General features: G+C 43.4%; 25 protein-coding genes. 19 read left to right on the forward strand and 6 right to left on the reverse strand.

What is annotated here, in order from left to right:
• The first annotated feature begins 10 nt into the window (after positions 1 to 10).
• The 4 genes from upp to WD019_RS10560 all read left to right on the forward strand — a co-directional run bounded on the left by upp (position 11) and on the right by WD019_RS10560 (position 2,453).
• Positions 11 to 640, forward strand: coding sequence for a uracil phosphoribosyltransferase (gene upp / locus WD019_RS10545; RefSeq protein ID WP_026677286.1), 630 nt, complete (start codon positions 11 to 13; stop codon positions 638 to 640).
• Positions 641 to 700: 60 nt separating this feature from the next.
• Positions 701 to 1,615 carry a helix-turn-helix transcriptional regulator gene (locus WD019_RS10550; protein ID WP_425711459.1) on the forward strand — a complete coding sequence of 305 codons (915 nt, stop codon included), beginning with the start codon at positions 701 to 703 and terminating at the stop codon, positions 1,613 to 1,615.
• An 86-nt stretch (positions 1,616 to 1,701) separates the two neighbouring features.
• Complete coding sequence (locus WD019_RS10555; protein ID WP_425711460.1) at positions 1,702 to 1,974, forward strand: zinc ribbon domain-containing protein; 273 nt, start codon at positions 1,702 to 1,704, stop codon at positions 1,972 to 1,974.
• The gene (locus tag WD019_RS10560) at positions 1,971 to 2,453 is read left to right on the forward strand and encodes a GyrI-like domain-containing protein (protein WP_425711461.1); all 483 of its coding nucleotides are present in this window, start codon (positions 1,971 to 1,973) and stop codon (positions 2,451 to 2,453) included. Before WD019_RS10555 ends, WD019_RS10560 begins: the two co-directional genes overlap by 4 nt.
• Positions 2,454 to 2,738: 285 nt before the next feature.
• Here the strand turns inward: WD019_RS10560 and WD019_RS10565 are convergent, their stop codons facing one another.
• The 6 genes from WD019_RS10565 to WD019_RS10590 all read right to left on the reverse strand — a co-directional run bounded on the left by WD019_RS10565 (position 2,739) and on the right by WD019_RS10590 (position 6,360).
• Complete coding sequence (locus WD019_RS10565; protein ID WP_425711462.1) at positions 2,739 to 3,080, reverse strand: DUF952 domain-containing protein; 342 nt, start codon at positions 3,078 to 3,080, stop codon at positions 2,739 to 2,741.
• 247 nt (positions 3,081 to 3,327) lie between these two features.
• The gene (locus WD019_RS10570; RefSeq protein ID WP_051291402.1) at positions 3,328 to 3,732 is read right to left on the reverse strand and encodes a DUF3889 domain-containing protein; all 405 of its coding nucleotides are present in this window, start codon (positions 3,730 to 3,732) and stop codon (positions 3,328 to 3,330) included.
• Positions 3,733 to 3,829: 97 nt separating this feature from the next.
• Positions 3,830 to 4,492 carry a response regulator gene (locus WD019_RS10575; RefSeq protein ID WP_425711463.1) on the reverse strand — a complete coding sequence of 221 codons (663 nt, stop codon included), beginning with the start codon at positions 4,490 to 4,492 and terminating at the stop codon, positions 3,830 to 3,832.
• A complete protein-coding gene (locus WD019_RS10580; RefSeq protein ID WP_425711464.1) occupies positions 4,489 to 5,316 on the reverse strand; it encodes a sensor histidine kinase in 828 nt (275 codons plus the stop codon). Before WD019_RS10580 ends, WD019_RS10575 begins: the two co-directional genes overlap by 4 nt.
• Positions 5,317 to 5,362: 46 nt before the next feature.
• Complete coding sequence (locus tag WD019_RS10585; RefSeq protein ID WP_425711465.1) at positions 5,363 to 5,770, reverse strand: FixH family protein; 408 nt, start codon at positions 5,768 to 5,770, stop codon at positions 5,363 to 5,365.
• A complete protein-coding gene (locus WD019_RS10590; protein ID WP_425711466.1) occupies positions 5,767 to 6,360 on the reverse strand; it encodes an SCO family protein in 594 nt (197 codons plus the stop codon). Before WD019_RS10590 ends, WD019_RS10585 begins: the two co-directional genes overlap by 4 nt.
• A gap of 170 nt (positions 6,361 to 6,530) precedes the next feature.
• Between WD019_RS10590 and WD019_RS10595 the strand changes: the two genes are divergently transcribed.
• The 15 genes from WD019_RS10595 (at position 6,531) to glpK (ending at position 19,825) form a co-directional block, all read left to right on the forward strand.
• On the forward strand, positions 6,531 to 8,114 hold the full coding sequence (locus WD019_RS10595) for a copper resistance CopC/CopD family protein (RefSeq protein ID WP_425711467.1): 1,584 nt from the start codon (positions 6,531 to 6,533) through the stop codon (positions 8,112 to 8,114).
• Between the two features lie 15 nt (positions 8,115 to 8,129).
• Positions 8,130 to 8,765 (forward strand): YcnI family protein, encoded by a 636-nt coding sequence (locus tag WD019_RS10600; RefSeq protein ID WP_026677294.1) that lies wholly within the window; start codon positions 8,130 to 8,132, stop codon positions 8,763 to 8,765.
• 229 nt (positions 8,766 to 8,994) lie between these two features.
• Positions 8,995 to 9,219 carry an AtpZ/AtpI family protein gene (locus tag WD019_RS10605; RefSeq protein ID WP_026677295.1) on the forward strand — a complete coding sequence of 75 codons (225 nt, stop codon included), beginning with the start codon at positions 8,995 to 8,997 and terminating at the stop codon, positions 9,217 to 9,219.
• On the forward strand, positions 9,216 to 9,584 hold the full coding sequence (locus tag WD019_RS10610) for an ATP synthase subunit I (protein WP_026677296.1): 369 nt from the start codon (positions 9,216 to 9,218) through the stop codon (positions 9,582 to 9,584). The genes WD019_RS10605 and WD019_RS10610 overlap by 4 nt, the downstream gene beginning before the upstream one ends.
• A gap of 57 nt (positions 9,585 to 9,641) precedes the next feature.
• Positions 9,642 to 10,352: a F0F1 ATP synthase subunit A gene (gene atpB / locus WD019_RS10615; RefSeq protein ID WP_026677297.1), complete on the forward strand. Its 711-nt coding sequence runs from the start codon at positions 9,642 to 9,644 to the stop codon at positions 10,350 to 10,352.
• Positions 10,353 to 10,422: 70 nt separating this feature from the next.
• Complete coding sequence (atpE, locus tag WD019_RS10620; RefSeq protein ID WP_026677298.1) at positions 10,423 to 10,647, forward strand: F0F1 ATP synthase subunit C; 225 nt, start codon at positions 10,423 to 10,425, stop codon at positions 10,645 to 10,647.
• Between the two features lie 105 nt (positions 10,648 to 10,752).
• Positions 10,753 to 11,259 carry a F0F1 ATP synthase subunit B gene (gene atpF, locus WD019_RS10625; RefSeq protein WP_026677299.1) on the forward strand — a complete coding sequence of 169 codons (507 nt, stop codon included), beginning with the start codon at positions 10,753 to 10,755 and terminating at the stop codon, positions 11,257 to 11,259.
• The gene (locus WD019_RS10630; RefSeq protein ID WP_026677300.1) at positions 11,256 to 11,795 is read left to right on the forward strand and encodes a F0F1 ATP synthase subunit delta; all 540 of its coding nucleotides are present in this window, start codon (positions 11,256 to 11,258) and stop codon (positions 11,793 to 11,795) included. Before atpF ends, WD019_RS10630 begins: the two co-directional genes overlap by 4 nt.
• Before the next feature lie 30 nt (positions 11,796 to 11,825).
• Positions 11,826 to 13,328 (forward strand): F0F1 ATP synthase subunit alpha, encoded by a 1,503-nt coding sequence (gene atpA / locus WD019_RS10635; protein WP_026677301.1) that lies wholly within the window; start codon positions 11,826 to 11,828, stop codon positions 13,326 to 13,328.
• A 98-nt stretch (positions 13,329 to 13,426) separates the two neighbouring features.
• Positions 13,427 to 14,287 carry an ATP synthase F1 subunit gamma gene (gene atpG / locus WD019_RS10640; protein ID WP_425711477.1) on the forward strand — a complete coding sequence of 287 codons (861 nt, stop codon included), beginning with the start codon at positions 13,427 to 13,429 and terminating at the stop codon, positions 14,285 to 14,287.
• A 68-nt stretch (positions 14,288 to 14,355) separates the two neighbouring features.
• Positions 14,356 to 15,750, forward strand: coding sequence for a F0F1 ATP synthase subunit beta (atpD, locus tag WD019_RS10645; RefSeq protein ID WP_026677303.1), 1,395 nt, complete (start codon positions 14,356 to 14,358; stop codon positions 15,748 to 15,750).
• Between the two features lie 21 nt (positions 15,751 to 15,771).
• Complete coding sequence (locus WD019_RS10650; RefSeq protein WP_026677304.1) at positions 15,772 to 16,176, forward strand: F0F1 ATP synthase subunit epsilon; 405 nt, start codon at positions 15,772 to 15,774, stop codon at positions 16,174 to 16,176.
• Between the two features lie 365 nt (positions 16,177 to 16,541).
• Positions 16,542 to 17,087 carry a glycerol-3-phosphate responsive antiterminator gene (locus WD019_RS10655; RefSeq protein WP_026677305.1) on the forward strand — a complete coding sequence of 182 codons (546 nt, stop codon included), beginning with the start codon at positions 16,542 to 16,544 and terminating at the stop codon, positions 17,085 to 17,087.
• A gap of 396 nt (positions 17,088 to 17,483) precedes the next feature.
• Positions 17,484 to 18,311 carry an MIP/aquaporin family protein gene (locus WD019_RS10660; RefSeq protein ID WP_026677306.1) on the forward strand — a complete coding sequence of 276 codons (828 nt, stop codon included), beginning with the start codon at positions 17,484 to 17,486 and terminating at the stop codon, positions 18,309 to 18,311.
• Positions 18,312 to 18,331: 20 nt separating this feature from the next.
• Entirely contained in the window at positions 18,332 to 19,825 is a 1,494-nt protein-coding gene (glpK, locus tag WD019_RS10665; protein ID WP_425711468.1) for a glycerol kinase GlpK, read from the forward strand.
• Positions 19,826 to 19,835: the final 10 nt, after the last annotated feature.

Below are 19,835 nucleotides of genomic sequence, written 5' to 3' on the forward strand. Positions count from 1 at the left end.
GAGAGTTAAGATGGGTAAAGTACATGTATTCGATCATCCGTTAATTCAACATAAGCTTACATACATTCGAAATGAGGAAACGGGAACGAAAGAATTCCGTGAGCTCGTCGATGAAGTTGCTGCATTAATGGCATACGAAATTACAAGAGATCTTCCTCTTGAAGAAGTGACGGTAAAAACGCCGGTTGCAGAAACAAAAACAAAGGTTATTGCCGGCAAAAAAATGGGACTCGTTCCGATTCTTCGGGCAGGGCTTGGCATGGTAGACGGCATTTTGAAATTGATTCCGGCAGCAAAAGTCGGGCATGTCGGCTTGTACCGCGATCCGGAAACGTTAAAGCCGGTCGAATATTACGTGAAGCTTCCGAAAGATGTCGAAGAACGTGATTTCATCGTCATCGACCCGATGCTCGCGACAGGAGGATCGGCTTCAGCTGCGATTACGTCAATCAAAAACCGCGGCGCAAAAAATATTAAATTAATGTGCCTCGTTGCCGCTCCAGAAGGCGTCCAATTGATTGAAGAAGAGCACCCTGATGTCGACATTTATTTGGCGGCATTAGACGAAAAATTGAACGATCACGGCTATATCGTACCCGGACTTGGCGATGCCGGCGACCGTTTATTCGGAACAAAATAAGACAAGCAAAAAGTTCACATAGTGCTCTATGTGGACTTTTTTATTAGCGGAGGTGGTGAGTTGAAGCTTGATAGACTACTCGCAATGACAATGATTTTGATCAATCGTCGAAAAGTTCGTGCGCAAGAATTAGCAGAAATGTTTGGCGTTTCCGTAAGAACGGTATATCGCGATATGGAGGCGCTAAGCCGGGCGGGAATTCCGGTTATCGAGTACCAGGGAACCAATGGCGGAATCGGGTTGATCGAAGGCTATCGATTGGACAAACAAGTGTTGACGAAAGAAGAATTGACCGCTATTTCAACGGCTTTAAAAGGAGTGGCCACAACTTATGAGGATATCCACACTACGGCTGTTTTAGAAAAGATAAAAAGCATATCTGATGATAGAAATCAAGAATCGGTCTTTATTGATTTAAGTCCATGGGGGCAAAACCCGGTTGTGAAAGAAAAATTGACGATATTGAAAAGAGCTATCGAATCGTTAACTGTTGCTCAATTCACGTATTCCAACAGCCGGGGGGAAGCAGGAAGGAGACGGGTCGAGCCTCATCTATTGATTTTGAAAGGACGGGCGTGGTATTTGTACGGCTATTGCTTAGATAGAAAACAGTTTCGGCTGTTTAAGCTTGCTCGAATGAAATATCTTTCGTTGACCGAATGCGTCTTTGAGCGCAAAGAATTTAAAACAGAAGAGCTTCCGTGGGAAAAAGAGTGGTATGATCCGAAAAATACGGTTAAGCTGAAGCTTGGTTTTCGCCCGGAACTGCGCACTTCTGTAGAGGAGTGGTTTGATGCGCAGAACATTACAACTGATGAATCGGGGCGATTGATTGTGGACATCGAAATGCCCGACGACAATTGGCTATACGGCTTTATTTTAAGCTTTTTGGATAACGCGGAAGTGCTTGAACCTCTGCATATGAGAGAAAAGATAAAAGAGCTTTCCAGAAAGATCAACAACATGTATTCATAGCGCCCTGCTCTAAAAAAAAGAAGCCAATATGACATACAGCTGTCATGTTGGCTTTTTTATAATAAGCAGAAAGGAGGATGATCACATTGAAAAACCAAGTAGTTTGTCAGAGCTGTGGGATGCCGATGAACGAGCGATCCCTTTTCGGAATTGAAAAATCGGGTGCGAGAAGCGAGGATTACTGTTGTTATTGCTATGAAAAAGGTGAATTTAAGCAACCTGATCTCACATTGAAAGAAATGACCGAACTCTGTGTTTCTTACATGAAGGAAGATGGGATGGAAGAGGATGAAGCCCGTGATATTTTACGAGTAACATTGCCGTCCTTAAAAAGATGGAGAAAGAGGGTTCCTTCTTGAAGCCTGAGATCTTTTATAGTGAAGCATTCCATTTTGCCGGCATTTCCGTACAAACATCGAATCAGAAGGAAATAGGAGCAAAAGGGGAAATTCCGACGCTGTGGGAAAAGTATTTTACTGACAAAGTGGAACGGAATATCCCTCATCCTACTTCACCTGCCGTGACACTCGGACTGTATTCCGACTATGAAAGTGATATACATGGTGAATATATGTTTTCGGTCGGGAAGAAAATAAAGAAAACAGATGAAGTACCGCCGGGAATGAAGGTAAAAGTCGTACCTCGGTCAACCTATTTGGTCTTTACGACACGAAAAGGGAGCCTGTCCGAAATTGTCCAGGAAACATGGAGAGAGATTTGGAGTTATTTTGAAACATCGGAGAGGAAACGTTCCTACACATGCGATTTTGAATGGTATGATGAAAGATGCGAGGACCCCAATGACGCTCAAATAGATATTTATGTAGCGGTTAAATAATTTGATTTGAAAAAGGTAATCTCTTAACGGGGGATTACCTTTTTACCAATCGGATAAAGTTGTTGGTTATAAAGAGCCGGAGGAAGGAAGTTACTATGAAAGTTCAATCAAGGACATGTTTCCGCGAAAATTCGCAAATGAAGCGCTAGAGGATAGCGCCAATGTTGATGATCTCCATCAACAAATTGAAAAGAAAGTCCAAAAATAAATGAATCGTGCAGTAGCGTCTGGTTAGACCAAAACCCGTCCAATCGTTAACTTAACGTTTGGACGGGTTGGACGCCTTTAGTTTGCCTTCCACTCCATGGGAAGGACAAATTCCCCATTTTCATTTTTAACGAATGGGATAACTGCTGTTACAGCATCGATGTTAATCGGTCCGTAAACATGCGGGTATTCTTTGCCGTTTGATGCCCGTTCATATTTGATTTCAGCCTGGACCAGATCGGGGTCGATCTTCAGCAATACTAAATCTGTTTCTCCTGCAAAATGTTTTTCCGCCGTTTTTGTTGCCTGTTCTAGAAACGAACAGTGAATGAAGCCTTCCGTCAGCAAGGATTCCTCGTGAATTTCTCCCTGCGCTTTTGCCTGTTCCCAAACGTGCCTTTTCATTACTTTCACAATCAATTTGTTCCACCCACTTTAGCAATAAAAAAAGACACCGTTACTATGTGTCCATTCAGCTTTTCTATGTTTTCGGCATTACTTAATAAGCCAGACGTATCCCTGACGTCTATGATAATAGTAGTATAACACATAGGAAAATATAAGTCTATATTTGGTTCAGAATTTTTTGTATACTCATAAGGAACAAAAAAGAAACAACAATTTCCAGCATTTAAAAGGAAAGAGGATCAAAGCGGCTGAGCGCTCTTTATCCTCTTTCTTCAAACGTTATTGAAATCAGTCGATCGGTGTCCGGGTCATGCATTACTGAAACACGGACGTCTTTCGTTACGGCATTTTCGGTCACGATAAAATTAAAAAAGTCGATGACCGTACCATCAGGGTTAATTCTCCTCGTATCATATCTATAATCGCTTACTTTGCTGTTCGGATATTTTTTCTTTGTTTCTTGCAAGGCAAGTTTGCCCCATTTCGCATAATCTTCTTCACTAACCGGCGCTGGGGCAACATTAACCTTCGACTTTCGGTCTACATCTTCATAATATCCGATTTGCCTTGTCCCCACTTCATTCTTTTGTGCATTTCTCGTGGCGCATCCCGCTACCAATAACGGGAGAACGAGCAATAAGAAACCTATATTTCGCCTTTTCATTTGCTTGCATCTCCTTATACGCTTTTGCCTATAAGAGAAGTTTTTGCTAATAGGGGCAAAATTATGAGAACGAATAGAAACAAAAATTCAAAAAAACTTATTCAAACGTGTTCGGTTTTTGGATCCATCCTTGTTCATAGGCATAGCTCGTCAATTCCACACGATTTTGCAAATGAAGCTTTTTTAAAATATTTTTAAGATGGTTTTTTACCGTGTTTTCCGAAATGAACAGCTCGTCAGATATTTCTTTGTTCGAATGGCCTTTAGCGACGAGGTTCAACACTTGTTGCTCGCGGTCGGACAATGGGTTATGCTGATTGACCGGTTTGTTTCGCTGGCTGAATTCCAGCAAGATTTTTAGCGCCAATTCTTTTGTCATCGGAACTTCATCTAACGCGAAAGCCCGCAAATATTCATGCCAGCGCGAAGGGTCAATGTTTTTCAGCAAATACCCTTGAGCCCCTTTTTTTAGCGCTTCAAAAAGATGGGTGATGTCATCGGAGACAGTTACAATGACGATTTTTACATACGGAAACTGGCTCTTAATCATTTTTGTCGTTTCAAGTCCGTCCAATCCCGGCATGTGGATGTCCATTAAAATCATGTCAGGCATGAGCTTTTCGGTCAATTCCATCGCTTCTTTTCCACTTCTCGCTTCACCGACAACTTGAAACTCTTCAATATCTTCAAGGATGTCCATTATGCCTTCTCGTGCATGCGCGCTGTCATCGGCAATGATAATGCGGTAAGGCTGTATCATGACGCATTCTCCTTTTTGATTTCAACAATGGTTTGTCCATTTCTCCTGTTAAAAGTCAAGGCCCAGCCCATTTCTTCCGTTCGATCTCTCATAATCTGCAAGCCGTAGCGGGCGGCTTTTGATGTTTCTTCGCAAAAGCCAATCCCATCGTCTTTGACCTGGCATATAAAGCCTGTCTCAGTCATCCGTGCGTCGATCCAAATACGGCTTGCGTGAGCATGTTTCGTAATGTTCATTAGCGCTTCTTTTAAGCAGGCGTATAATTCAATTTTTTCCTTTGCGGTTAAATCATTTTCGTGAAGTTCCCAATAGGTGGTCACGTGTAAATCGTTTTCCTCTTTTACGGATTGGATGAGTTCATTCAAAAGCTGTTCCCACGGCAACATGTGCGGTTCAGGGGCGTGGCGGAGATTGGTGATTGCCTGCCTGACATCTTGATTGACATGATGCAACGTTTTTTCGATTTTTTGATAAGCTTCGTTATCTTCTAAACGGGTCGCCTTCTTCAATTTGTCCATTTTTACTGACAATAAAAAAAGAGATTGCGCAATCCCGTCATGCAGCTCCCGTGCGATTTTCTCCCGCTCCTCAAGCGCCGCTTTGTAGGCTTTCTCTTGCTTTAACTCTTCCTGCATTTTTTCAAGTAGGTTAAACAATTTAAGAAGAAAAATCATCGTAACGAGAAAAACGATCAAAGGGGAGAGCCAGTTGCCGAGCTCCATTGAGATATATTGCAAGAAAAATGTATGGCGGCTGAATTCCCAGATGCCGATTGTGATCGTTGGAATAAGCAAGATCAGCCATTTAATTTGTTTATAGGTCATAAGGATCACCTTTAATTAAAAAGTAAAGAAGGAGATTGCCTCCTTCTTAGTGGATCGTCATTTCTTTTTGCTCCATGTTATGGAGGTCGCGGGCGATTACATGGTACATCACTTCATACGTTCCGGTTTCAGGAAAGGTGTATTGGGCGATGTAAGTTCCTTTACCTTTTTTTACGGCGTTTATCATTTTATGTTTTTTCTCGTCTTTTTTCCAAACTTCAAATTTCACTTCATCAGCATCGTTTACGTTTTTGTTTTCTTGTGTCACTTTTACTGAAAGTGTCACCTTGCTGCCGGCTTTCGCTTTAGAAGGCTCAGATGCAAATTGAACGTGAATAGGAACAGGAGGCTTTTTTTCTGTTGGTTTGCTCTCGTGATGCGGATGTCCGTTCGATGATGAGCAGGCGGAAAGCACCAGGCTGAGCGCAATGAATAAAAAAATAACTTTTTTCAAAAGAGGCCCCCCTTTGTTAACGAATTGATTTTATCAAGCGTGTCTTCTTTATCAAATTTCGTTCCCATCGGCAAGTAAGCGCGAACATTATTATCTTTATCAATTAAAAAGGCGGTGTTGGAGTGCATGACCGTTTTGCCGGTTTTTTGAACGAAAAATCCAAGTTTCTTCGCCAGTTCCGGCATTTTTTCCTCGTCGCGGATAATAACCCAGCCGCTTTTGTCCAGTCCGATTCGCTTCGCATAGTCTTCCAACACGTCAGGTGTATCGACTTTCGGATCAATCGTCACCATCACAAATTCTACTTCTTTGCCGAATTTGCCGTCCTTTTTCAACTCGTTTTGCAATTGGGCGAGGCGCTGTGTCGTGATCGGGCAAACATCGGGACAACTTGTGTAAATCAATTCAAGGACACGTACCTTTTTCGACTTCCCAAAGGAATAAGTGGTTCCGTCGATTTTCTTCATCGTCATCGAAGGAAGCGACTGTTTAACCGGCAACTCGTGTTTCTCTTTCCAAATCAGATAAGAAACGATACCGAGTATGACAATCATCAAAATAATGAAAGGAACTATCATTTTTCGCTTCATCTGTTTATCCTTTCCTTTCTCACAACTATGTAACAATTTTATCTAATCATATAAAATTCCAACAATAAATAGCCCGGGTGAGCTATACTTTTTGAAATTCTTTAAGACTATAATAGGTAAGGCTCTTCACATTATATAAAATAAAGGTGCAAAATACGAGGATGTTTCCCATGAAAAAGTTGATTTCTATCATTTTTATCGTTTTTCTTTCCGTTGGCATTTTCCCGGCAAAAGGGCTGGCGCATGCGACTTTAGTTCAATCAAACCCGGCCGCGGAGAGCCAGTTAAACAAGTTTCCTCATGAGATTGTATTAGCCTTCAATGAGCGATTAGAACGGGAACTTTTTGAACTTCAAGTCTATGACAGAAACGGCAAGGCAGTTGCAAAGCAAAAACCGAAAATGAGCACCGACCAGAGAGTGCTTTCATTAAAATTACAGAAACAGCCAAAAGGGGTTTACACGGTTACGTATCATATCATTTCGGCAGATGGCCACCCTGTCAGTGATTCGTATGTCTTTACGGTTGGAAAAACGAGTAAATCGGGCAAAGGGCCTTCAGATAAGGCAGCCAATCATCAGCACGATATTTTAGGAAGTCCGGTAATATGGGGATTCCGGGCAGCTTACTTTTTCATCATGTTGCTGGTGGCAGGCTTTGTGTATTGGGGGACTGTATTGTCTTCCGAAAAGAGAAGCTCCCTTTTTCGAGTATGGGAAAAACGTCTGTTGAAGCTTAATGGTTACGCCTTGATCATTTTTATTGTGCTTTCGGCTGTTGATCTTTTAAGCGGAGAGGAAATGGATAAAGTTGGCCGATTGCTTTTAAAGACGACAGTTGGCCTGTCCTGGATCTTCTCTTTCATTCTTGCTTTTGCCGGGATAGCCATAGTTGGGCGAAAGAAATGGATAAATATAGTATGGATCGTTCTCACTTTCCTTGTGAAAAGCTTAAACGGCCATGCTGCCGGGGCGGACCGGGTGTATCTCTCCGTTCCGCTTGATATGATTCACTTGTTTGCCGCGTCACTTTGGGCCGGTGGAGTATTCTACTTGTTTTTAGTGCATAGAAAAGATAAAGAGCAAATGCGAATGTTTTTGCCCGTGTTTTCAAAAACGGCGTTTATTTCACTTGTGGCTTTAATGATTTCAGGTCTCCTTTATACGCTGATTTTGCAGCCGAAACTCTCGTATTTAGTTGAAACGTCATGGGGGATTCTTCTTCTTATAAAAATCGTTGCCGTTTTGGCGGTGCTCATTGCGGGGGCAATGATACGCCGGAAAATAACGGTCAACGAATCGATTTCCACATGGCTGAAGGCCGACTTTAGTTTATTGGTCGCCATTATCATTATTGTCGGAGCATTAACGTATATGAGCCCGACTCCGGTTAACGAGCCGCTGACATGGGTGAAGGACACGAATAGCGGGCAAATACAAACGGAAATTAGCCCAATGAAGCCGGGAAACAATTCATTTTCAGTCGAGGTTGTGACAAAGAAAGGGAAACCAAAGCCAAGAGCTGTTGAACTATGGCTCTATTCGCTTGATTCGGACAAGATGGCACCGATTAAAGTTTCGTTAAAAAAACAAGGGAGCCCGAAAGCTGATAAGAATCAACTTGAGGAAACCTATGCGAGAAGCGGACCGTACCTTCCGTTTCCGGGAAAATGGTTAGTTGAGGTAAAAGTTCTAGATCAGAATGATAATGAACAAGTATGTAAAAAAGAAATCAGGATTTTTGATATTCAATAGGATGGTGAATCTGGTATGAAAAAACGAATGGCAATGATGGCGACATTCGTGTTCAGTTTGTTTGTATTTGCAGGTGTAGCAAGCGCTCATGTTGTTGTATTCCCACAAAAAACGACACAAGGGACGTATGAAAAATTTACGGTTCGTGTACCGACTGAAAAAGACAGTCCGACAGTAAAAGTGAAACTTGACGTGCCAAAAGAAGTGGAAGTTTTCGGCGTTGAGCCGATGCCAGGCTGGAAGTATGAACTGGCAAAAGATCAAACCGGACTTATTACAGGCATTACTTGGACGGCAGAAAATAAGGGGCTTAGAGCTTCAGAATTCGGTGAATTTAACATTCAAGGAAAAGTAAGCAATAAAGCGGACAAAATCGTCTGGAAGGCGTATCAAACGTATAAAGATGGTAGTGTGGTGAAATGGACGGGAGCGGAGGACTCGGAAAATCCGGCTTCTGTCACACAAGTTGCGAAAAGCAATGGAAATGCTCATGATCATCATGCAAGCCATGCGGGAGCCAATGAGGAATCAGCGCAAACGAACCATGAAGAAGCGAAACCATCAAACATACCGCTTTATCTATCCATCGCAGCAGTAATTCTTAGCCTTGTTGCCGTTATTATTTCGCTGTTAAAAGCCCGGAAGCAATAAGCAGGGAAAAAAGGGGGATCCCCCTTTTTCCCCTGCTTATAAATTTTTTTAACTTGGTTAGAATATACTTGTGATCGACGTCACAAAATTACCACATTTTATAGGATATTTTAACTGAAATTGCGTTGACATACTATAGCCGCTATTGTATCCTTACAAAGGGATATGATAAGGTTTCCATTATTGATAATAAGCCGATTTATCAATTTCCGTGGAAGGGGTCTGTACTATGAGCATCGAGAAGCGCCCATATCGGGCAATGGCATTAATGTCAGGGATTCTTTCTCAGCTTGTAGGCAGTATTTTAATAGGGATATTTGCTGGCAAATGGTTAGATGGGAAAATCGGAACGAGTCCGTTGTTTTTAATTATCGGACTGCTTCTAGGTTTATTTGCCGGCGTGTATGGCATGATCCGACTTTTATCGAAATTTTCAGGAGAAGAACAGAAATGACTGAGTACAACGCGACATTCCGAAAGTACATAAAGTACATGTTCTTCTTGCTATCTATTTTTGTCCTCGGTTACGGATTCACCCCCTATCACTCCATTTTTCTCGGACTTATTTTAGGCTCCTTGTTTAGTTTATTTAATTTATGGAGTATGTATTCAAAAGTGGAACGGCTCGGACAGGCCGTCATCCACAAGAAAAAAGTGAAAACATTAGGTTCACTGTCAAGGCTTTTAATGGGAGGCCTCGCAGCGCTTATCGCCTTACGATATCCGCAATATTTTCATTTGTTAAGTGTGGTAGTGGGATTGATGGCAATCTACATTATCATGTTAATAGATTCACTTATGCAAGCCATACGCTCATAGCTAATTTTTTTTCAGGCTATGATGATCTTACTCAAAAGGAAGAGAGGTGAAGTGGAAATGGAACATGAAGCTCCTATAGTAACGTTTATGGGTCTTAACTTTAACTTGGCAAACGTTCTAATGATAATCGTTTCCTCTGTCATTGTTTTTATTATCGCGATGCTCGCTACTCGATCCCTGTCAATGAGACCGGGTGGGATGCAAAACTTCCTTGAGTGGGTAGTGGATTTTGTGAAAGGAATCATTAACAGCACAATGGATTGGAATACGGGAGGGCGCTTCCTTACATTAGGATTGACGCTCATCATGTATATTTTCGTAGCCAATATGTTGGGACTGCCATTTTCAGTCGTTGTGGATCACAAGCTGTGGTGGAAATCGCCAACTGCTGACCCAACGATAACATTAACGCTTGCTGTCATGATTGTGGGACTCACTCACTATTACGGCATCAAAATGCGAGGCTTTAAAGAATATGGAAGCCAGTTTTTCCAGCCTTTTAAACTGCTATTCCCGATAAAGCTAATTGAAGAGTTTGCGAATACACTAACGCTCGGTCTTCGGCTTTACGGTAACATCTATGCAGGGGAAGTGCTTCTCGGATTGCTAGTAAGCCTGATGCATTCCGGTATTTTTGCCGGGATTTTTGGAGCAATTCCGATGATTGTATGGCAAGGATTTTCAATCTTTGTCGGATCTATCCAGGCATTTATCTTTACAATGTTAACAATGGTATATCTCGCCCACAAGGTGAGCCACGACCATTAATTTTAAATGATTCCAGCTTCTACGGAGGCAAAAAATACAGATTTTGGGGAAAAAGAAGGGAGAACTACAAATGGGTGCATTAGCATTAGTAGCAGCTGCAATTGCTGTAGGTTTAGCGGCATTAGGTGCCGGTATTGGTAACGGTTTGATCGTAGGTCGTACAGTTGAGGGGATTGCTCGTCAACCAGAACTACGCGGTACTCTTCAAACAACAATGTTTATCGGGATTGCGTTAGTTGAGGCGCTTCCTATCATTGGTGTCGTTATTGCGTTCATCGTTTTAGGAAAAGCTTAATCGTAAACATTGTTTATCAAGGATTTTCATAATGGCGAAGCACGTTCTTCAAGGAACTTCCTTCGCCATTCCTTATGTATGACCGATTGAAGGGAGGAAAAACTTGTGCAAACCTTAACTCTAGGTCTTGCTGTAAATAGCGGAGATATTTTACTTCAGTTAGTTGCTTTTTTAATCTTAATGGCTCTATTACGCAAATTCGCATGGGGTCCGCTAATGGGCATCATGAAAGCGCGTCAAGAACATATTAACGGTGAAATAGATGCAGCGGAGAAAGCCCGCAAAGAAGCTGAAAGCAATCTCGCGCTTCAAATCGAGGAATTAAAGAAGGCGCGTGAAGAAGCGAAAGCGATTATTGATAATGCGAAAAAACAAGGTGAAGTACAAGGTGAAGCGATCATTAAAGCTGCACGCCTTGAAGCGGATCGCTTAAAAGAAGAAGCGATCGCTGACATTGCAAGTGAGAAGGATAAAGCGGTTGCGGCGCTTCGAAATGAAGTGGCATCCCTTTCTGTCATGATCGCTTCGAAAGTGATTGCGAAAGAATTGGATGAGAAAAGTCAAGAAAAGCTGATCGACGATTACCTTAAAGAGGTAGGCGAGTCTCGATGAGTAAAGATCAATCTGTCATTGCAAAACGGTATGCGTTAGCCCTTTTTGAAGTTGTTCGTGCCAATAATCTTGAACAAGTAGAGGACGAGCTTCGCTTAATCAAAGAGGTGTTTCGTTCGAACAAGGATCTTTTAAAAATCTTGAACCATCCAAAGATTTCAACAGCGGATAAAAAAGAATTAGTGAAAACAACGTTTGGTGCGGCTCTTTCTGCACCAGTTATGAATACAATTTTTCTATTAATCGACCGAAACCGGCACAACATGATTACAGAAATGGTTAGCCATTTTATCGTACTGGCAAATGAAGCGGAAAATATCGCAGAAGCGAAAGTCTACTCGGTTCGTCCTTTGACGGAAAAAGAAAAGGAAGAGCTTGAAGCAACTTTTGCGGCGCGTGTCGGCAAGGCGAAATTGCGCATTGAAAATATTGTTGACCCTTCGTTAATCGGGGGCATTAAAGTCCGTATTGGCAACCGCATTTTTGACGGAAGCATCAGCGGTAAACTAGAACGAATCGAACGTCAATTAGCCTAATTGAGGCTGTAAAAGATAGGGGTGAAATTCATGAGCATTAAGGCTGAAGAAATCAGTGCTTTAATAAAAAAGCAGATTGAAAATTATCAATCTGAAATCGAAGTAAACGATGTTGGAACAGTTATCCAGGTCGGTGACGGTATTGCCCGTGCCCATGGACTAGATCATGTTATGGCTGGCGAGCTTGTGGAGTTTTCTAACGGTGTAATGGGGATGGCCCAAAACTTAGAAGAAAACAACGTTGGTATCATCATTTTAGGGCCATATCAAGACATTCGCGAAGGTGACGAAGTAAAACGCACTGGCCGTATCATGGAAGTGCCTGTCGGTTATGAACTTCTTGGCCGGGTTGTTAACCCGCTTGGCCAGCCAATTGATGGCAAAGGGCCAATTAACACAACGAAAACTCGTCCAATTGAACAAAAAGCTCCTGGTGTTATGGCGCGTAAATCTGTACATGAGCCATTGCAAACGGGAATTAAAGCGATTGATGCGTTAGTGCCGATCGGCCGCGGACAGCGTGAGTTGATCATCGGGGACCGCCAAACGGGGAAAACGGCGGTAGCGATCGACACGATCATTAACCAAAAAGATCAAGATATGATTTGTATTTATGTTGCGATCGGACAAAAAGAATCAACAGTTGCAGGCGTAGTTGAAACGCTTCGCCAACATGGCGCGTTAGACTATACGATCGTTGTATCAGCGAGTGCTTCCCAACCAGCTCCGCTTCTTTTCCTTGCGCCATATGCCGGGGTTTCCATGGCGGAAGAATTCATGTGGGACGGAAAACACGTATTAATCGTCTATGATGATTTATCAAAACAAGCGGCTGCATATCGTGAACTTTCCTTGCTTCTTCGTCGTCCTCCAGGCCGTGAAGCCTATCCAGGGGATGTATTCTATCTTCACTCTCGCTTACTCGAGCGTGCAGCGAAATTAAACGATGAACTTGGCGGAGGTTCCATTACAGCGCTTCCGTTTATCGAAACACAAGCAGGAGACGTATCTGCTTACATTCCGACAAACGTAATTTCCATTACAGATGGACAAATCTTCTTGCAATCTGACTTGTTCTTCTCCGGTGTTCGTCCGGCGATCAACGCAGGTATTTCCGTATCCCGTGTAGGGGGAGCTGCGCAAATTAAAGCGATGAGCAAAGTTTCCGGTACCCTTCGTCTTGACCTGGCGTCTTATCGCGAACTTGAAGCATTCGCTCAGTTCGGCTCTGATTTAGATAAAGCGACACAAGCGAAATTGAACCGTGGTGCGCGTACGGTAGAAGTGTTGAAACAAGGCCTTCACAAACCATTGAAAGTTGAAAAGCAAGTAGCGATCCTTTATGCGTTAACAAAAGGATATCTTGATGATATTCCGGTCGAAGAAATCCAACGTTTCGAAGAAGAAATGCACGCGTATATGGATGCAAACTGCCAGGATGTGCTGAACACGATCGTTACAACGAAGAAACTTCCTGAAGATGACAGTCTGGATCAAGCAATTATCGCATTTAAGAAAACGTTCGCAGTTTAAATAGATAGAGAGGGGAATTCCCCTCTCAACCAGCTTAACATACAGTGTATGTTCAAAAAGGAATAAGATCTTTTTGGACTTCCTCAAAAAGGTGGTGAATTGGAGTGGCATTAAGAGACCTTAAAGCAAGAATCGATGCGACGAAGAAAACGATGCAAATTACGAAGGCGATGGAAATGGTTTCCGCAGCTGCACTCAACCGTGCGGAGAATAATGCGAAATCATTTGTTCCGTATATGGACAAAATGCAGGAAGTCGTTGCAAGTATTGCGACAGGCAGCAAAAGCGCGCGTCACCCGATGCTTGAAACCCGTCCTGTAAAGAAAACTGGATACTTCGTCATTACTTCTGACCGCGGGCTTGCAGGCGCCTATAACGCAAACGTTCTTCGCCACGTTTATCGTACGATTCAAGAGCGCCATAAGTCAGAAAATGAGTATGCAATTATCGTCGTTGGGAAAGTTGGAGTCAACTTTTTTAAACATCGTAACATGCCTATTCTTGATAGCATTACAGGAATTGGAGATCAGCCGTCTTTTGCCGTCATTAAAAACATTGCGAGCAAAACTGTCGGCTTGTACGCGGACGGAACGTTTGATGAACTTTACATGTACTACAATCATTTTGTCAGTGCCATTCAAAGCGACTTAACGGAAAAGAAATTGCTTCCGATTAGCGATATCGAAAGTCCAAAAGCGACCGCGGCTTATGAATATGAGCCTTCTGAAGAAGAAATTTTGGAAGAACTTCTTCCAAAATATGCAGAAAGCTTAATTTATGGCGCAATTTTGGACGGAAAAGCGGCAGAGCATGCTTCACGTATGACCGCAATGAAAAATGCAACGGATAACGCCAATGAGCTTATCGGCAATCTTACGTTGTCTTATAACCGTGAACGCCAGGCGGCGATTACTCAAGAGATTACGGAAATTGTCGGCGGTGCAGCGGCACTCGAATAGATAGGGATTTGGTTTCTTACGTTTCGAAGCCATAAGGTTTTATGCAAGTGAAGTTAGGAGGGAAAACGATGAATAAAGGCTACATTACTCAAGTTCTTGGCCCGGTCGTTGACGTGAAGTTTGATGACCATTTGCCGGAACTGCTTAATGCACTTAAAGTGAGCTTTGATGGTGAGAAAGGCGATTTAACATTAGAAGTCGCTCTTCACCTTGGAGATAATACAGTTCGTACAATTGCAATGGATTCAACAGACGGTCTTGTTCGCGGCATGGAAGTGACGGATTCAGGTAAACCGATTTCTGTTCCTGTAGGGAATGCGACATTAGGACGCGTATTTAACGTTACGGGTGATCCAATCGATCTTAAAGAAGAAATTCCTGCTGATGTTCGCCGTGACTCGATTCACCGCGAAGCACCATCATTCCAGGAGTTAACAACGAAAGTAGAAATTTTAGAAACAGGAATTAAAGTCGTTGACCTTATTGCACCATATGTAAAAGGTGGAAAAGTCGGTCTTTTCGGTGGTGCAGGTGTAGGGAAAACAGTTCTTATCCAGGAATTGATTAACAACATCGCCCAGGAACACGGTGGTCTTTCCGTATTCGCAGGTGTTGGAGAACGTACTCGTGAAGGAAACGACCTTTATCATGAAATGAGCGACTCCGGCGTTATTAGCAAAACAGCGATGGTATTCGGACAAATGAACGAGCCGCCTGGAGCACGTGCCCGCATCGCTCTTACAGGGCTTACAATGGCGGAATATTTCCGTGATGAAGAAGGACAAGACGTGCTTTTCTTCGTTGATAACATTTTCCGTTTCACTCAAGCAGGTTCTGAAGTGTCCGCGCTTCTTGGACGCATGCCGTCTGCGGTAGGTTATCAGCCGACATTGGCTACAGAAATGGGTCAATTGCAAGAGCGGATTACATCAACGAAAAAAGGTTCGGTTACATCGATTCAAGCGATTTATGTACCTGCCGATGACTATACTGACCCGGCTCCGGCTACAGCGTTCGCCCACCTTGATGCAACGACGAACCTTGAGCGTAAACTAACAGCAATGGGGATTTACCCTGCGGTTGATCCGCTTGCTTCAACTTCCCGTGCCCTAACGCCTGAAGTTGTTGGAGAAGAGCATTATAACGTTGCCCGCCGTGTGCAGCAAATCTTGCAACGCTATAAAGAATTGCAAGATATTATCGCGATTCTAGGTATGGACGAGTTATCCGAAGATGACAAGCTTGTTGTACACCGCGCTCGCCGCATTCAGTTCTTCTTATCGCAAAACTTCCACGTGGCGGAGCAATTTACAGGACAAAAAGGTTCTTATGTGCCTGTGAAAGAAACGGTTCGTGGATTTAAAGAAATTCTTGAAGGAAAGTATGACGATCTTCCAGAAGAAGCATTCCGCTTAGTAGGTAGCATAGAAGAAGTTGTTGAAAAAGCGAAGACTCTTGTTTAATCCGTTAAGGGGGTAGGACAAATGAGAACGTTAGAAGTAAGTATAGTTACCCCTGATGGTCCTGTGTTTGAAGGAAATGCAGAAATGGTCAGTGCGAAAGCAAAAAGCGGAGAACTTGGCATTTTAGCCGGTCACGTTCCGCTTGTTGCCCCTTTAACCATCAGTGCAGTACGTGTGAAAAATGATGGCAAAACACAAACCGTGGCCGTTAGCGGTGGTTTTATTGAAGTTCGACCTGAAAAAGTGACCGTTCTGGCACAAGCTGCTGAAAAAGTAGAAGATATTGATGTAGAACGCGCCCGTGCCGCGAAAGAACGCGCAGAGCGCCGGTTAAACAACAATCAAGGTGAAATTGACGCCAAACGTGCAGAATACGCATTGAAGCGCGCAATCAACCGCATCGATCTAGCTGAAGGCAGACGATAATGCACAAACCCTCCGGGAATTGAATTCCTGGAGGGTTTTCTTCTGTTTTACGATTAAGCGGTCGGGGCCGGCGGAAAGCTCCATCTTATCAAACCAGCTAAAGTGAGGCCCATGAGGACGGAGCGCATAAGAGATACTGTCGCGTTCTAAAGGACAGCTTTTTGTCCTTGTATCGCAATATTGTCCAATAGAGGGGCTCTATCGGACAGAAATTGGCTTTCGCACTGCATTTTTGTCCTTTAGACAACAGAATTCTCATTTTCAACCGTTCATATCGTAGAACTGGAAGCCCTAAATAGTTATGGTAAAGTAGTTCACAAGAAGATATAATAATATTCCATAAAAAAGTAGAGGGGGATAAGAGAGTGAGCTTTAGTGGCCAAACGATTTTGCCGGCAGTGCGGACGATAAAAGATTTGGAGAAATTGTTTCAAAGCAAGTATCAATACATTGTCTTATTGGATACGCATGTAGGCAGGATCAAAACCATCATTCAACTGGCGAAGCAGCATGGGAAATCGATATTTTTGCATCTCGATTTAATTCACGGGCTGAAGGCAGATGAGTATGCAACGGAATTTATTTGTCAGGAGGCAAAACCGGCGGGAATAATATCGACACGCTCCAACGTTATTTTAGCAGCGAAGAAAAAGGGGGTCATTGCGATACAGCGCCTTTTTTTACTCGATTCTATCGCTTTGGAGACAAGCTATAAAATTTTAAAGAAAACGCAGCCAGATTATATTGAAGTGTTACCCGGCGTTATGCCGCACATTATAAAAGAAATTAAAGAAGAAACAGGAATTCCAATCTTTGCCGGAGGATTAATTCGCTCAAAACGCGATGTCGAAATGGCACTACAATCCGGTGCAATCGCGGTAACAACGTCGAAAAGCGAGCTCTGGTTTTAAAAAAATTGAAAAAATTTGCTAGTATTTTTACTAAACTAATTGACAGCGTTTTCATAGATAGTATAATAATAGATAAGTTAATAATTGTGTAGGAGAAAAGGAGAATCACAAAAGTACCTTTATAAAAGGGGTCTTTTTGTGGTTCTCTTTTTTTCTGCCATAGTTGTTCAAAAAGTCCGGGGAAAATAGCCGTCGAATTTCTTCGTCACTCGGTCTCTCTGGTCCTCATGTATTGATTTTATATATTCCGGTCCTCGAGACTGTCGTTCCTTGAACTTCCGACGTACAGGACGAACTAATACTGGCGTTGTCACAGGATGTGGCGCTTTTAGCCAGTGTCGGCTCTTGTTTTCTTCCTTTTTGAACACTCATTAAACATTGAAAGGGGAATTTGACATGTCACCATTTGTGGGAGAACTTGTCGGTACGATGATTTTGATTATTTTTGGGGCGGGTGTTTGTGCCAACGTCAGTTTGAAAAAATCAAAAGCGGAAGGCGGGGGATGGATTGTTGTTGCCCTCGGGTGGGGAATGGCTGTGACCATGGGTGTTTATTTTGCCGGTCAGGCAAGCGGCGCTCATTTAAACCCGGCCGTTACTCTTGGGCTCGCGGCCATCGGGGACTTTAGCTGGAGCAAAGTTCCTGGCTATATTACCGCACAAATGATCGGGGCTATTATTGGGGCAGCGGTTGTATATCTTCATTTCTTGCCGCACTGGAAAGAGACGAAAGATCCAGCAGCTAAACTCGGCGTATTTTCAACCGACCCGGCTATTGCTCACACGTTTTCCAATATCATCAGTGAATTTATCGGGACGGCTGTCCTCATGGTAGGATTACTTTCAATAGGGGCGAATAAATTTACAGAAGGGCTTCATCCATTTATTGTTGGCTTTTTAATCGTGGCGATCGGACTATCTCTCGGAGGAACGACGGGATATGCGATCAATCCGGCCCGTGATCTCGGACCGCGCATCGCCCACTTTATTTTGCCGATTGCCGGCAAAGGCACGTCGAATTGGAAATATGCATGGATTCCTGTTGTCGGGCCAATCGCGGGCGGGATGTTCGGAGCTCTCTTTTTCCAGGCTGTATTCCGTGGCAAAGTCACCAGCTTTTTTTGGACCTGGTCGGTTGTATGCCTCGTCTTACTGATCGCATCATATGTTGCAAGCAATAAAAGAACAAGTGAAGTTATGCATGGAGAAGCACATAAAAATTAATACGGAGGAGAGGAAGAAAGATGGAAAAGAAATATGTATTAGCGCTTGACCAGGGGACAACAAGTTCACGGGCGATTTTATTCAATAAAGAAGGGGAAGTCGTCTCTATCGCACAAAAGGAATTCACCCAGCACTTTCCGAAGCCGGGCTGGGTTGAGCATGACGCATCGGAGATCTGGGGAAGCGTTCTAGCTGTCATTGCTCAAGTTCTATCGAATACCAACACATCGGCTAAAGAAATTGCTGCGATCGGCATTACGAATCAACGCGAGACGACGGTTGTATGGGACAAGGTGACAGGTAAGCCGATTTATCACGCGATTGTCTGGCAATCCCGGCAAACAGCAGACATCTGCTCAGAGTTAAAAAATAAAGGCTATGATGAAATGGTCAGAAACAAGACAGGGTTGTTAATTGATGCTTATTTTTCGGGGACGAAAGTAAAGTGGATTCTTGACAATGTTGAAGGAGCGCGGGAAAAAGCGGAGAAAGGCGATTTATTGTTCGGAACGATTGATACGTGGCTCGTTTGGAAACTTTCAGGCGGCAAGGCGCATGTGACCGACTATTCGAATGCTTCACGGACATTAATGTACAACATTTACGATTTAAAATGGGATGAAGAGCTGCTGGATATGCTTGGTGTTCCGAAATCAATGCTTCCTGAGGTTCGCTCCTCTTCTGAAATTTATGCGAACACGATTGATTACCATTTCTTCGGCCAGGAAGTTCCTATTTCAGGAATCGCCGGCGACCAGCAAGCGGCATTATTCGGCCAGGCCTGTTTTGAAAAAGGAATGGCGAAAAACACGTATGGAACGGGCTGTTTTATGCTTATGAACACGGGTGAAAAAGCCGTCCCATCGAAACACGGCTTATTGACGACGATTGCCTGGGGCATTGATGGAAAAGTCGAATATGCGCTGGAAGGAAGCATTTTCGTTGCCGGTTCTGCGATCCAATGGTTGAGAGATGGGCTCCGCATGTTCAAGGATGCGGCGGATAGTGAACAATATGCGGAGCGCGTGGATTCAACGGATGGAGTATATGTTGTACCGGCATTTGTCGGGCTCGGCACGCCATACTGGGACAGTGATGCCCGCGGTGCAGTGTTTGGTATTACCCGCGGAACAGAAAAGGAGCATTTCGTACGGGCGACATTGGAATCGCTTGCGTATCAAACGAAAGACGTCCTAACAGCAATGACGGCAGATTCAGGCATCGAATTAAAGAAACTTCGTGTCGATGGCGGGGCGGTGAAAAACAATTTTCTCATGCAGTTCCAGAGCGATATTCTCGGTGTTCCGGTTGAACGGCCGGTCGTTAATGAAACGACGGCTCTCGGCGCGGCTTATCTTGCGGGAATCGCGGCCGGTTTCTGGGAAAGCCGCGAGGAGATTGCAAACAAGTGGAAGGTTGAACGAGACTTCGATGTTCAAATGGAAGAAGCGAGACGAGAAGAGCTGTATAAAGGCTGGAAAAAAGCAGTTGAAGCGACAAGAGTGTTTAAATGATTGAAAATGA

Source organism: Fictibacillus sp. Mic-4 (assembly GCF_049843615.1).
GTDB lineage: Bacteria > Bacillota > Bacilli > Bacillales > Fictibacillaceae > Fictibacillus_A > Fictibacillus_A gelatini.

Bases quoted from the DNA above. Each gene is read 5' to 3' on its own strand.
- upp (WP_026677286.1), top strand. From the start codon at position 11: ATGGGTAAAGTACATGTATTCGATCATCCGTTAATTCAACATAAGCTT.
- WD019_RS10570 (WP_051291402.1), bottom strand. From the start codon at position 3,732: ATGAAAAGGCGAAATATAGGTTTCTTATTGCTCGTTCTCCCGTTATTG.
- WD019_RS10575 (WP_425711463.1), bottom strand. From the start codon at position 4,492: ATGATACAGCCTTACCGCATTATCATTGCCGATGACAGCGCGCATGCA.
- WD019_RS10580 (WP_425711464.1), bottom strand. From the start codon at position 5,316: ATGACCTATAAACAAATTAAATGGCTGATCTTGCTTATTCCAACGATC.
- WD019_RS10590 (WP_425711466.1), bottom strand. From the start codon at position 6,360: ATGAAGCGAAAAATGATAGTTCCTTTCATTATTTTGATGATTGTCATA.
- WD019_RS10595 (WP_425711467.1), top strand. From the start codon at position 6,531: ATGAAAAAGTTGATTTCTATCATTTTTATCGTTTTTCTTTCCGTTGGC.
- WD019_RS10600 (WP_026677294.1), top strand. From the start codon at position 8,130: ATGAAAAAACGAATGGCAATGATGGCGACATTCGTGTTCAGTTTGTTT.
- WD019_RS10605 (WP_026677295.1), top strand. From the start codon at position 8,995: ATGAGCATCGAGAAGCGCCCATATCGGGCAATGGCATTAATGTCAGGG.
- WD019_RS10610 (WP_026677296.1), top strand. From the start codon at position 9,216: ATGACTGAGTACAACGCGACATTCCGAAAGTACATAAAGTACATGTTC.
- atpB (WP_026677297.1), top strand. From the start codon at position 9,642: ATGGAACATGAAGCTCCTATAGTAACGTTTATGGGTCTTAACTTTAAC.
- atpE (WP_026677298.1), top strand. From the start codon at position 10,423: ATGGGTGCATTAGCATTAGTAGCAGCTGCAATTGCTGTAGGTTTAGCG.
- WD019_RS10630 (WP_026677300.1), top strand. From the start codon at position 11,256: ATGAGTAAAGATCAATCTGTCATTGCAAAACGGTATGCGTTAGCCCTT.
- atpA (WP_026677301.1), top strand. From the start codon at position 11,826: ATGAGCATTAAGGCTGAAGAAATCAGTGCTTTAATAAAAAAGCAGATT.
- atpD (WP_026677303.1), top strand. From the start codon at position 14,356: ATGAATAAAGGCTACATTACTCAAGTTCTTGGCCCGGTCGTTGACGTG.
- WD019_RS10650 (WP_026677304.1), top strand. From the start codon at position 15,772: ATGAGAACGTTAGAAGTAAGTATAGTTACCCCTGATGGTCCTGTGTTT.
- WD019_RS10660 (WP_026677306.1), top strand. From the start codon at position 17,484: ATGTCACCATTTGTGGGAGAACTTGTCGGTACGATGATTTTGATTATT.
- glpK (WP_425711468.1), top strand. From the start codon at position 18,332: ATGGAAAAGAAATATGTATTAGCGCTTGACCAGGGGACAACAAGTTCA.